Raw genomic sequence first — 12,063 nt, 5'->3', positions numbered from 1 at the left:
GTATGTCGCGGACGTCGGGTTCTCACCGGAAACCGGACGAGCTCACCGGAACCGGTGCTCAGCGCAGGGCGCGCACTCCGCGCGGCGTGACCTCCAGCAGCGTGCCGTCGACCGCGACGAGCCCGCCGACCACCCCCTGCTCACCCAGACCGCCCGCGGCCGGGTCGAACGTGGTGACCGCCGCCCCACCCGGCCGGTCCCAGACCACCGCGCCGGTGTCGGCGTCCAGCGCGACAAGACCGTGCGTGCCGCCGGTGTCGCCCTCGGTCAGCAGCAGCACCGTCTCGCCGTCCGTGAAGGCCTGCACCACGGAAGCGGTCCCGAAGTACCCGCCGTCGTCCGCGGGCGACGACGGGACGGACCCGTCCCACACCCACCGCTCCTCGCCGGTGCCGAGGTCGAGGCCGCGCACCGACCCCGCGCCGGTCGAGACCACGACGGTGCCGCCGACCTGCGCCAGGAACTGCTGCCCGCCCGACTGGAGCACCACGTCCCAGCGCGGCGTCCCGTCGCCGTCGTACGCGCGCAGACGCCGGCCGGGCTCGTCCACCCCGAGCACGGTGGCCCGCTCGGCCTCGTCGGTCGCCTGCGGGGCGAGCGGGTAGCCGGTGACCTCGCCCAGCCGAGCGCCGTCCGCCGAGTAGAGGGTGGCGCGGGGCACGCCGTCGAACCGGGTGGCGGCGTAGCCGCCCCCGAGCCGCGTGACGCCGCCCCGCCCGGGCTCCGCCCCGGTGCTCAGCACCCTGCCGCGTGGCGTGACGGCGGCCTGCACGCCGCAGCCCGTCAGCTCCACCAGCCCGGCCGTGACGCGGCCGCCGAAGGTGTCCGGCGTCAGCAGGCCGTTGATCACCAGCCGGGTCTCGGACCGGCCCCACGAGGCGCCGAAGGTACCCGTGCACTGCGTCGCGTCGACCGCCCGGAACGGCACCGTCACGCTCCAGCGCTCCGTGCCCGTCGCCGCGTCCTCGGCGCGGAGCACCAGGTCGCGGCCCGCCTCGACCGTCCCCGTGCAGTCCCCGGCCGGCGTGCACCGGGCGTCGCCCAGGTCCACGGCCGACGGCGGCCCCACGCGCCGGGCCCGCAGCACCGTCCCGTCCGGGCCCGTGTGCGGCAGGCCGTACCGCCGGGAGTCCGAGGCGTCGAGCGGCCGGGACGCGGAGAGCACGCCGTCCGGACCGACCGCCACCACCTCCCGGTCCGCGCCCGTACCCTGCAGGCACACCAGCGCGGACGTCGCCGGGTCCGGCGAGGTCGGCGGCACCATGGGCCCGCAGTCGGCGTCCTCCCGCAGCGGGACCGTCCAGGCCACGGCGCCGGAGCCGGGGTCGAGGGCGACCAGGCCGTCGTCGGACTCCACGGCGAGCACGTCACCCAGCACCGCCACGTCCGTGGTGCTCTCGCCCGGGCCGACGCTGCCGCTCCACGCCCAGGCCTCCACGAGCGGCGACGACAGGTCCGCGACCCCGCCGGGCACGTCCCGCATGCGCTCCATCCGGGCGTGGTCGCGCGCGCCGTCCACGGCGACACCCGTGCCGAGCACGATCGCGAGGACCGCGGCGGTCTGGGCCGCGAACCGCCGCCTGCGGCCCGGTCCGTCGGACGGCGGAGGTGCCCCCGGGCCCGGGTCCGCGTCGGCAGGCGCGTCGTCGCCGACCAGGTCGAAGACGAACGCGTCGCCGTCGGCGGGTTCGCGCGCCATGCGGCCGAGCGTAGTGCGGCCCGCCACGCGGGACAGCCCTCGCCGGGAAGGTCACCCCAGGCCGTGCAGACCGTTCGGCGTGATCGCGACCAGGTTGCCGTCGACGGCGACGACCGGGCCCGCGACGGGCACGGCCCAGCGCTCCTTGCCCGTGGCGAGGTCGATCGCGACGAGCTCTCCCCGGGCCGCGTCGTCCTGCGGCAGGTAGACGGAGGCAACGGTCTCGCCGTCCGTCACCGTCCGGAACAGGCCCAGGCCGCGCGGGTCGTCGTGCTCCCACTCCCAGACCTCCGCACCCGTGTCCCGGTCCAGGCCCACGAGCTTGCTGCCGCGGTCCGCGACCACCACGTCCCGGGCGGAGAGCAGCACGCGCGTCGCGTACCGCTCCGTCCACAGGACCGTCCCGTCCTCGCGGACGGCGTCGAACCCGGCACCATTCATGGAGCTGGGGAACAGCAGGTCGTCCGGAGCGTCCGGGGACGCCTCCACGGGCTGCGGGTACCCCGCGACCGTGCCCAGGACCGCGCCGGCCCCGTCCACGAGGAATGATGTCGACGAGCCGGACTCCACGGCGAACCGCCCCGAGCCGAGCTCCGTGACCCAGGCGGGCCGCCCCGCCTGTCGCTCGCCCGCGGTGTCCAGGCGCACGCCGTCCGCCGACAACGTGGCCTGCACGCCGCAGCCCTCTACCGCCACCGTCTCCGCGCCCGCGCTCGCGGTCACGTGGTCGAGGTCCAGCTCCTGGGCACCGTCGGTGCCGGTCCACGGCGTGAAGCAGCTGGCGGCCTCCCGCGGCTCGAACGCGACACGCTCCCGCCACAGCTCGGCGCCGGTCAGCGGGTCCTCGCCGGTCACGCGCACGTCGCGCCCCTCGGTGAGCAGCAGCGAGTCGCAGACGCCCTCGGGATCGCACACGGGGGCGGGCGGCGGCTCGACGGGGTCGCCGAGCCGCCGCAGCCGGACCACGAGGCCCGCGGGCCCGGGGACGAGCTGCTCGTCGTCGGACAGCCCGGCCCGGCGGAGCGACGTGCCGCCGTCGGGCTGGATCGCAAGCACCTCGCGGGCGTCCGGCGGCCCCTGGACGCACGTCAGCAGCCCCGTGCGGATCGTCGCGTCGTAGCCGCTCGGCCCGCACTCCGGGTCCTCGCCCACCGGCACCTGCCACGCCACCTCACCCGAGGCGGGGTCGACGGCGGTCACGTCGTCGAAGCCGGCCGGGGCGGGATCGGCGGCGCCGGTCGCCGGGGGCAGCACGAAGTAGTCCCGGCGCACGGTCGGCAGCAGCACGAGCAGGCCGTCCATCACCACCGTCGGCTGGTCGACGAAGTCGCTCCGCCCGAAGGCACGGTCGAACGGGAGCGTCCAGACCTCCTCCGGCGGGTCGGCGAGCGACGCCACGCCCACCGGCGAGGTGCGCATCAGCTCCGCCCGCTGGTGGTCGCGCACCAGGCCGGCCGTCGTGAGCGTCACCGCGACGACGGCCGCCACCGCGGCCACGGTCAGCCAGGTGCGCCGGGGCAGGTCGGGAAGGCGGAGCCGACGCCTCCCGGAGGCGGCGGCGCCCGTGTCGTCGGGACCGGTGCCCTCGGCGCCGCCGGCACCGTCCTCGGCAGGGTCTCCCTCGACCAGCTCGAAGACGACGGGTTCCTGCGGGTCCGGCCGGGGCATGGCGGGAGCCTACCCCCGGGCGCCGGCCGTCAGCCCAGGCCCACGACGCCCTGCTGCGTGATCTGCGCGAGGTGGCCGTCCACGCTCACCACCTGCGTGTACGGCGTCTCCTGCTCGATCTCCCAGCGGACCGTCCCGTCGCGCAGGTCGACGGCCACCAGGTGCAGCCCGGACGCGCCGCCGTGCGGGTCCGCGGTCACCGGGAGCAGCAGCACGTCGCCGTCGGTGTACGCACCGAAGATCGTGGACCCCGCGTCCCACACGCCGCCCTCGAACCCGAGCACCTGGGGGTCGAGCACCCAGCGCTCCGCCCCGGTGCCCAGGTCGACGGCGCGGACCGCGCCGAGCTCGTCGACCAGCACGGCGGTGCCCCCGACGCGGGCGAGCAGGTCCGTCCCGCGCAGCAGGCGCGCCGTCCAGAGCACCGCGCCCGCGTCGCGCTCGTCGGTGGACAGGGCCACCGTGTTCAGGCCGGCCCGCACCAGGAGAAGACCCGGGTCGCGACCGTCGGTGGCCCACGGCACGAGGGCCTGGCCGCCCAGCGACACCGTCTCGCCGTGCGGCAGGTGCGCGACCTGGTTGGGCAGGCTGGTCTCGCCCGCCGGGGCGTCCGTCTGGTCGGGGCCCACCCAGCCGCCGTCGGGCAGGGCGGTGAACTGGCCCACCGCGGCGCCCGCCTCGAGGTCGCCCGCGTGTGCCGGGTCGTCGAGGCGCGTGCCGTCGAGCAGGAACGCCGCCGAGACGCCGCACCCGTCGATGTCCAGGATCCCCTGCTCCAGGTTCGCGTTCAGCCCGCCCCGGACGTCCAGCAGCGGGACCGGGGCGTCGTCGCCCACCTGGTTGTAGGTGAGGCAGGAGCTCGCCTCGGGCTCACCGGCCGAGAGGGTCTCGCTCCAGCGCTCCGTCCCTGTCGCGGCGTCCTCCACCCGGACCGTCACGTCCGGGGCGACGAAGTCCTTGGGGAGGTGCGCGGTGCCGGTCTTGTCGACCACGACGGGCTCCTGTTCCGGTACCTGGCCCACGGGCTCCAGGTGGACCAGGGCACCGTCGGGTCCCGGCACCACGTGGCCGCCCGGATCGAGCTCCCGCGTGGTCACGGTGCCGTCCGGGTCCACGACGGTCACGCCCTGCTCGGGCCCGGCCTCGTCCGTGCCGTCGCTGAACGTCACGCAGACCAGCGGGTCGGCCGGGCCCGTCGTGGCCGGGCCGCCGATCCCGACCCAGGGCGTCGGGCCGCACCACGCGTTCTCGCCGACGTCGACCGTCCACCGCACCTCGCCCGACGCGGGGTCCACCCCCTGCACCTTCCCGTCGCCGACGACCGTGAGCACCCCCGGCATCCGCACCAGCGTCGCGGAGATCGGGTTCTCGAGGTCGAGCTCCCACTGCTCCGCCGGACGCTCCGCGAGGCTGCGCACGCCACCGGGTGCGGCGAGCAGGTCGCGGTGACGCACCTGCGCGTCCACCAGGGCGGCCCCCGCGACAGCGAGCACGACGACGGCCGCCGTGCCGCCCACCAGGAGCGCCCGGCCGCGGCGGCTCGTCGGGAGCCGACGCCGGACGGCCGCCCGGGCACGCCGCGCCGTCCGGCCGGTGGCGGCGCGGGCACTGCCCAGCGCGAGCGCCGCCCGGCCGGGTTCCCGCGGCCCGGGCGCCCCGGCCGCCTCGTCGGCCTGCGTGTCGGGCCCGGCGCCCGGCTCGGTGTCGTCCGGGTCGGTGCCGTCGGTGCCGGGCGCGCTGTCGGACACGCCCGGGACCTCGTCGATCAGGTCGAAGGTGTGCACCTTCTCGGGGTCGGAGCTCCCGGGCGCGGCGTCGTCGTGCGGGGTGCGATCGGTCACGCCCCGAGGGTAGTGCCCCGCTCCGCGGCCATGGCCGACCTCCAGGAGACGCGCCCGCCGGTCTGCATCAGCGCCCCGCGGTAGGCACGCTCGCTGAGCAGCACGGCACCGACCGTGGTGGCGACGAGGATCGCGAGCGAGAGCAGGGGCTCCCACCACAGCGTGTCGCCCGCCAGGACCCGCACCGGCATCGACACGATCGACGCCGGCGGGATGTAGGACAGGACGCGTTCGAGCACGCCGTCGGCCGAGAACGTCACGATGTAGACGGCCATGAGCAGCATCATCAGCGGGCTGGTCGTGTACTGCAGGTCCTCGGTGCGGGACGCGAGCGAGCCCGCCACGGCGTAGAGCGCCGCTACCGCCACGAACCCGACGGTGAAGAAGACGACGAACCACAGCATGCTCGCCGTCATCGAGGGCAGGATCGACGACAGGTCCGTGAACGAGGCGCCGACGAGGCCCACACCGGCGAGCACGAGGTTCTGCCCCAGCGCGATCACGGAGCTGCCCACGATCTTGCCCGCCAGGAGCTGTCGCAGCGGCACGGCGGTGGCGATGATCTCGACGAGGCGGGACTGCTTCTCCTCGATCACGCTGCCGGCGATCATCGAGCCCGAGCCGACGGCGCCCATGAAGAACAGGAAGGCGAGCACGAAGCCCGCGACGAACACGACCTGCGGGTCCACCGGGTTGCCGTCGAGGCGCTCGGTCACGACCTCGCTGCCCGCCGTCAGGTCGTCCATGCTGGTCCCCACGCCGGCGGCACGGTCGGCGAGCACCTGGCCGCGCACGGTGGTGCCGACGAGCCGGGCCAGGGTGCCGTCGGGCTCGCGCCAGCCGGACAGGGTCCACTCACCGTCGCCACCCGCGGCGGAGCTGAGCCAGGCGTCCGCGGTCTCGTCCGCCAGGGCGGCCTCGGCCGCGGCCGCGTCGTCCACCCGCACCACGGTGACCTCGACCGAGTCGTCCGACGACGCCGCGCCCCGCCCGTCCGCCAGCGAGTCCAGCGCGGTCGCGGCTGACTCGTCGCCGGCGACCACCGCGACGTCGAACGACTCCGTGCGGCTCTCCATGTACGACGTGAAGCCGATCAGCCCGCCGATCAGCGCGATGGTGACCAGCAGGCCGATGACGAAGCCCTTGTTGAGCGCCCGCACGACGATCTCGCGCGTGGCCACCACCATCCAGGCGTTGCGCGCGGTGTCCCCCGCGCGGGTCGGGCCGGTCATGCGGTTACCTCACGGTAGATCTGGGCCAGCGTGGGCCGGACGGGGAAGAACTCGTGCACCGCGCCACGCTCCAGGGCGGCGGACAGCAGGCGGGACGCGGCCGCGTCGTCGTCCAGCTCGAGGAGAGCGACGGCGCCGTCCACGTCGACGGCGCGGACGCCGGGGACGCCGCGCACGAAGCCGGCGTCCCCGGACAGCACCAGCCGGTGCCGCGTGACGCCGGACGAGCGCAGCTCGTCGGGGGTCCCGTTCGCCAGGACCCGGCCGCCGCCGAGGATGACGAGCCGCTCGCACAGACGCTCGACCAGGTCGAGCTGGTGCGAGCTGAAGAGCACGGGCACGCCGCGGCGGGTGTGCTCGCGCAGCAGGTCGGCCATCGCATCGACGGCCGCGGGGTCGAGGCCGCTGAACGGCTCGTCGAGCACGAGCGCCTTGGGCTGCCCCATGATCGCGGCGACGATCTGCACACGCTGCTGGTTGCCGAGCGACAGCTTCTCGACGTGCTCCTTGGCCCGGTCGGCGAGGCCCAGCCGGTCCAGGTGCTCCAGCACCTCCCGCCGCGCCGCCGCGGGCGCGATCCCGCGGAGCCGGGCCAGGTAGACGAGCTGGTCGAGCACCGGCTGCTTCGGGTACAGGCCGCGCTCCTCGGGCATGTAGCCGAACTCGCGCCGGTCCGCGCGGGTGACCGGGGCGCCGTCGAACAGCACCTCGCCGCCCGTGATCGCCAGGACGCCCATGATCATGCGCATCGTCGTGGTCTTGCCCGCGCCGTTGCCACCGACGAAGCCCGTGAGCAGGCCGGACGTCGCCGTGAAGCTGACGCCGTCCACCGCCCGCCGGGCCGTGCCGCCCGAGGCGAACACGCGGGTCAGGTCCCGCACCTCCAGATCGCTCATGACGGCCACGCTAGGCCGCCCGGCGCGGGCACGGATCCACCGCGAGGCGGAACCGGCTCCACCTCCGGACGGGCTCGCGAAGAAGACTCCGGCGAAATACCGGAAAAACGGCATCCTGGACCGTTCCATTGGTGAATGAACCGGCATTGACCTGGTATTACAGGCCCCGGTTGCCGATGCCGTTCTGCCACGTATTGTCCCGAGCGGAACGTCGCGAGAAAGAGGCGGCGCTGAATGGTTCGACAGCCCGGTACGGAGATACCAGCACCGCACTCCGGAGGGCGCCTCGCAGTATCTGAGCCCGCAGGGGGAGCAAAGCGTGCGCAACCGTCTGATCGTCACTGGAACAGCCGCGGCCATGGTGCTGACGGCGGGGATCGTGGGTGCCGTGGCCGTGCAGCCGTCCGGACACTCGCAGGACCGCGAGACGACGGCGGGGCCCGCGGCCCTGCCCGACGTGCTGCAGGGCCTGCCGCCGATGATGGTGAAGCGGGACCCGGGTGCCCAGCCGGGGGAGGGGGGCACGGTGGACGTCCGCGCCAAGCCGGACGCACAGCCCAGCCCGTTCACCTACACCCCGCCGGCCACGGAGTACGTGCCCCGGCACATGGCCGACCGGCCCGCGACCCCGGGCAGCAGCTTCACGAACGCGCCGCTGCCGGGCATCGACCTGGGCAACGGTGCCTCGCCGACGCAGCCCGCGCCGCCGTCGTTCACGCCGACCCCCACGCCCGTGCGGCCGACCACGCCGCCCACGCAGTCGCCCAGCCCGGAGCCGACGCCCACCCCCACCCCGACGCCGACCCCCACACCGGAGCCGACGCCGGAACCCACGCCCACCCCGGAACCGTCGGACCCGCCGACGACCGAGCCGACCGAGCCGCCGCCCACGGAGCCGAGCACCGAGCCGACGCCCGAGCCGACGCCGGAACCCACGCCCGAGCCGACCCCGGAGCCGTCCACCGAACCGTCTCCGGAGCCGTCCGACCCGCCGTCAGAAGAGCCGACGCCGGAACCGTCGGGCAGCACCTCCGCGTAATCTCGGAAATGCCCGTCTTCCCGGAAAGGGGAGCGGCGACAATTCACCACGGAAAGCGGGAACGCCGAGACGTTCCCGCTTTCCGGCGCGCGTATCAGAACCGGGTCAGGAGGGCTTCGAGCGCGCGTTGAGACCGGCGATTCCGTCCTTGAAACGGCGCGCGACCTCCGGCGCGATGGCAGGCCCGGCACGGTCGACCGCATCCGCGAACGCCAGTCCGCGCCCCTGTGCTTGAGGAGGTTGAACGCCGTGACGCGACGCTCGTCGAACTCTCGTGCCCAGCGCGCCCGAACGTCACCGTTGTCCGGCAGCAGGTTGTCGATCCACGGTCGGATCGCCGCATCCGCGTGATCGCGTCGGGCGATCGGCAACGACACGGACAGGGGGGTCGCGCTCACGCCGAGGCGATAGTCGTCGTCATATCTGAATGCCAGCGTGCCGTCGTCCGACTGGTCGAGACGACCGGCAACTCGTCCGTCGAGCCAGACGGTCAGTCGGTCAGCCGTCGTCACGGTCCAGCAGGCGGTCCAGCTCCGCACCGGCCCGGTCCGGGGCGACGTCTACCGCGAGGTCAACCCACTGGAGGGCGCGGAGCACCAGGTCGAGGCGTGCATTGGGCGAGCCCGCCTCGACGGCGACGATCCAGGCGCGAGACGTCCCGACCACCTCCGCGAGCTGGGCCTGGGTCATGCCCTGGCGCTGCCGACCGTCTCGGAGGACCGCGCCGACGTCGGCGGCGTTGGAGACCCGCATCGAACCCCCTCGGATGTCAACGATCGTTGTCACCATGGGTGCATGTCACCGATCGGTGACATTTTCGCCAAGGCGGCTCAGACCAGGCCCGCGCGGTGTGCGAGCACCACGGCCTGGACCCGGTCGCGCAGGTGCAGCTTGGCGAGCACGTTCGACACGTGCGTCTTCACCGTCGCCTCGCCGAGGTAGAGCGTCGAGGCGATCTCGGCGTTCGACAGGCCCGTACCCACGAGCTCCAGCACCTCCCGCTCGCGCGGGGTGAGCTGCGCGAGACCGGCGGGGACCACGGCCGGGCCGGCCGGCTCCGGCGCGCCGGACGACGCGGCCGACCGGGCGGCGCCCACGGTCCGTTCGCCCGCCACCATCTGCTCGATCACGCGGCGCGTGATCTGCGGGGCGAGCAGCGCGTGCCCCGCCGCCACGGTGCGCACGGCCTCGACCAGGTGCTCCGGGTCGGAGTTCTTGAGCAGAAATCCGGAGGCGCCCGCTGCGAGCCCGTCGAACACGTACTCGTCGTGGTCGAACGTCGTCAGCACCAGCACCTTCGCGAGGTCCTCCGCGACGATCCGGCGCGTCGCCTCGATGCCGTCCATGACCGGCATCTGCACGTCCATCAGCACGATGTCGGGCCGGAGCTCGCGGGTCAGCTCGATCGCGGCGGCGCCGTCACCCGCCTCGCCGACCACCTCCACGTCGTCGTCCACCGAGAGGATGAGGGAGAAGCCCGACCGCACCAGCGCCTGGTCGTCGGCCAGCAGCACGCGCGTCACCGGGCCGCCTCCGTCCGCGTCTCGAGGGCGGCCGGGGCCGGGTCGGGGGCCGGCAGCGGCAGCCGCACGCGCACGCGGAACCCGCCCGTCGCCCGCGGACCGATCTCGACCACGCCCTGGTGGGTCGCCGCGCGCTCCCGGATGCCGAGCAGCCCGAGCCGGGAGCCGGACGTGCCGTGGCGCGGCCGGCCGTCGTCCAGCACCTCCACCTCGGCGAAGCCGTGCGCGAACCGCTCGCCCGCCGGGTCGGCCGCCTCGCGCACCACGCGGAGCGTCACCGTCGCGGACCGGGCCGTCGAGTGCTTGCGCACGTTCGCCATCGCCTCCTGTGCGGTGCGGTACAGGCTGAGCCCCATGGGTTCGGGCACCTCGGCCGCGATGCCCGGAGGCTCCTCGACCTGCCGGAACGCCGTGTCGAGGCCGTCGTGGTCGGCGGCGGCGAGAGCCGGCAGGTCGGCCAGGCCCGGTTCGGGGGACCGGGAGGCCGACCGCGGGTCGCCGTCGGGCACCGCACGGAGCGTGCCCACCAGGTTGCGCATCTGCGCCACGCCCTCGCGCGACTCGCGCTCGATCGTGACGAGGGCTTCCTCGGCCCGCGCGGGGTCGCGGCCCAGCACCCGGCGCGCGGCCGCGGCCTGGATGCCGATCACGGACACGTGGTGCGCGACGACGTCGTGCAGCTCACGGGCGATGCGCACCCGTTCCGCCACGACCGCCTGGTCGGTGAGCGCGTCGGCCTGCTTCTCGATGGTGACCGCCTGGTCGGCGAGGAGCTGCCGCCGTCGGGCCCCGTTCCACTGCATCTGCCCCGCCACGACCGCGCCGCCGAAGAACGCGACGTTCATGACGAACTGGTAGATCGCGTTGGCGAGGTAGGGCTCGACGGTGCCGGGCCAGTCCGCGCGCGTCGGGTACTCCTCGAGGATGTTCTCCATCCCCTGCTGGACCGCGAACATCCAGATCACCCAGGAGAACATCGCGAGCACGCACGCGGCGACCACCACGAGCATGGCGCGCCGGTCCCGCGCCCATGCCACCGCGGTGAACAGGGCCACGAAGTACATGATCTGCATGGGCATGAGCACGGTCACCTCGGGCAGGGTCAGCCCGATGCCCAGCCACATCCCGTACACGAGCACCACCGACACCAGGGGGTACCGGCGGCGCCAGGCCAGCGGCACCATGCTGACCACCCCGAACACGAAGATCAGCCAGAGGGGGTGCCGGGTGCCGTCGAACAGCCCCATGCTGCGGCCCAGCTCCACCGAGATCGCGGCGAACACCATGAAGGCGGCGCCCAGCATCAGGTCGCGCCGGTAGGCGTCGCGGCCCGCGGGTACGCGCTCCCAGTCGGAGTCGACGCCGAACCAGTCCAGCACGCGGCCGGCCACACCCTCGGCGGGGCGGCTCGGGGCGGACGGCGGCGTGCCGGGACGCCGTGCGTCGGCGGGCGGTGGTGCGTCGGACATGACCCCAGCCTAGGAAGCCACGGGCGCCCGCGCTTCCGCCTGGAGGCGGAGACGACGGCGAAAAACCTGCTGGACAGGGGGCGCGCGGTGGCGCAGTGTGACGGCATCAGTCTTCACGAAGGGAAGCCCGATGACGTTCTGGATCTGCAGTACCTGCGGTGTGGAGCACGAGTCCCGCCCCGACGTGTGCGCCGTGTGCGCCGACGAGCGCCAGTGGGTGCCCGCCGACGGGCAGCACTGGACGACGTTGGAGGAGCTGGCCGCGGCCGGGCAGAGCATCGCCGTCGAAGAGCTCGAACCCGACCTGTACGGCCTGACCACCGTGCCCGACGTCGGCATCGGCCCCACCGCCAAGCTCGTACGCACCCCCGCCGGCAACCTCCTGTTCGACGTACCCGGCTACCTCGACGACACCGCCGTGGCCGCCGTCCAAGACCTCGGCGGCCTGGCCTGCATCGTGGCCAGCCACCCCCACATGTACGGCGTCCAGGTCGAATGGAGCCGCCGCCTGGGCGGCGTGCCGATCCTGGTCGCCCAGGACGACGCCGACTGGCTGGCCCGCACCGACCCCGCCGTCCAGACCTGGAAGACCGACCTCCAGATCCTGCCCGGCATCACCCTGACCCAGCCCGGCGGACACTTCCCCGGCTCCACCGTGGCCCACTGGGCCGCCGGCGCCCAAGGCCGCGGCGTCCT

10 protein-coding genes and 1 pseudogene are annotated in these 12,063 nt (G+C 74.5%); 2 read left to right on the top strand and 9 right to left on the bottom strand.

Annotated elements, in window-relative coordinates:
• Positions 1-58: 58 nt before the first annotated feature.
• From APR03_RS03220 to APR03_RS03200, 5 genes are read right to left on the bottom strand one after another with little or no spacing between them, the layout of a single operon-like run.
• On the bottom strand, positions 59-1,699 hold the full coding sequence (locus APR03_RS03220; RefSeq protein WP_253832752.1) for an outer membrane protein assembly factor BamB family protein: 1,641 nt from the start codon (positions 1,697-1,699) through the stop codon (positions 59-61).
• A gap of 51 nt (positions 1,700-1,750) precedes the next feature.
• The gene (locus APR03_RS03215) at positions 1,751-3,367 is read right to left on the bottom strand and encodes an outer membrane protein assembly factor BamB family protein (protein WP_253832750.1); all 1,617 of its coding nucleotides are present in this window, start codon (positions 3,365-3,367) and stop codon (positions 1,751-1,753) included.
• 29 nt (positions 3,368-3,396) lie between these two features.
• On the bottom strand, positions 3,397-5,208 hold the full coding sequence (locus tag APR03_RS03210; RefSeq protein ID WP_253832748.1) for an outer membrane protein assembly factor BamB family protein: 1,812 nt from the start codon (positions 5,206-5,208) through the stop codon (positions 3,397-3,399).
• On the bottom strand, positions 5,205-6,440 hold the full coding sequence (locus APR03_RS03205; protein WP_253832746.1) for an ABC transporter permease: 1,236 nt from the start codon (positions 6,438-6,440) through the stop codon (positions 5,205-5,207). Before APR03_RS03205 ends, APR03_RS03210 begins: the two co-directional genes overlap by 4 nt.
• Positions 6,437-7,336, bottom strand: a complete 900-nt coding sequence (locus APR03_RS03200; protein WP_253832744.1) for an ABC transporter ATP-binding protein — start codon at positions 7,334-7,336, stop codon at positions 6,437-6,439. The genes APR03_RS03205 and APR03_RS03200 overlap by 4 nt, the downstream gene beginning before the upstream one ends.
• 319 nt (positions 7,337-7,655) lie before the next feature.
• Between APR03_RS03200 and APR03_RS03195 the strand changes: the two genes are divergently transcribed.
• Positions 7,656-8,375: a hypothetical protein gene (locus APR03_RS03195; RefSeq protein WP_253832740.1), complete on the top strand. Its 720-nt coding sequence runs from the start codon at positions 7,656-7,658 to the stop codon at positions 8,373-8,375.
• Positions 8,376-8,602: 227 nt separating this feature from the next.
• Here APR03_RS03195 and APR03_RS25420 read toward each other — a convergent pair.
• The 4 genes and pseudogenes from APR03_RS25420 to APR03_RS03180 all read right to left on the bottom strand — a co-directional run.
• Positions 8,603-8,887 (bottom strand): annotated as a pseudogene (locus APR03_RS25420) (HipA N-terminal domain-containing protein); the annotation flags it as partial.
• A complete protein-coding gene (locus APR03_RS03190) occupies positions 8,874-9,128 on the bottom strand; it encodes a helix-turn-helix transcriptional regulator (RefSeq protein WP_253832738.1) in 255 nt (84 codons plus the stop codon). The pseudogene APR03_RS25420 and the gene APR03_RS03190, both read right to left, overlap by 14 nt.
• A gap of 77 nt (positions 9,129-9,205) precedes the next feature.
• Entirely contained in the window at positions 9,206-9,898 is a 693-nt protein-coding gene (locus tag APR03_RS03185; protein WP_253832736.1) for a response regulator, read from the bottom strand.
• Positions 9,895-11,367, bottom strand: a complete 1,473-nt coding sequence (locus APR03_RS03180; RefSeq protein WP_253832729.1) for a sensor histidine kinase — start codon at positions 11,365-11,367, stop codon at positions 9,895-9,897. Before APR03_RS03180 ends, APR03_RS03185 begins: the two co-directional genes overlap by 4 nt.
• 130 nt (positions 11,368-11,497) lie before the next feature.
• Here APR03_RS03180 and APR03_RS03175 point away from each other — a divergent pair.
• A partial coding sequence (locus tag APR03_RS03175; RefSeq protein WP_253832723.1) for an MBL fold metallo-hydrolase occupies positions 11,498-12,063 on the top strand: 566 nt, incomplete at its 3' end.

It is taken from the genome of Promicromonospora thailandica, from assembly GCF_024171955.1.
Classification (GTDB): domain Bacteria; phylum Actinomycetota; class Actinomycetes; order Actinomycetales; family Cellulomonadaceae; genus Promicromonospora; species Promicromonospora thailandica.
The sequence above is the reverse complement of the archived record's forward strand: the minus strand, read 5'-3'. Positions and strand labels throughout refer to the sequence as shown.

Coding starts and splice junctions, on each gene's coding strand:
- APR03_RS03215 (WP_253832750.1), bottom strand. CDS start 3,367: ATGCCCCGGCCGGACCCGCAGGAACCCGTCGTCTTCGAGCTGGTCGAG.
- APR03_RS03190 (WP_253832738.1), bottom strand. CDS start 9,128: ATGCGGGTCTCCAACGCCGCCGACGTCGGCGCGGTCCTCCGAGACGGT.
- APR03_RS03200 (WP_253832744.1), bottom strand. CDS start 7,336: ATGAGCGATCTGGAGGTGCGGGACCTGACCCGCGTGTTCGCCTCGGGC.
- APR03_RS03180 (WP_253832729.1), bottom strand. CDS start 11,367: ATGTCCGACGCACCACCGCCCGCCGACGCACGGCGTCCCGGCACGCCG.
- APR03_RS03220 (WP_253832752.1), bottom strand. CDS start 1,699: ATGGCGCGCGAACCCGCCGACGGCGACGCGTTCGTCTTCGACCTGGTC.
- APR03_RS03205 (WP_253832746.1), bottom strand. CDS start 6,440: ATGACCGGCCCGACCCGCGCGGGGGACACCGCGCGCAACGCCTGGATG.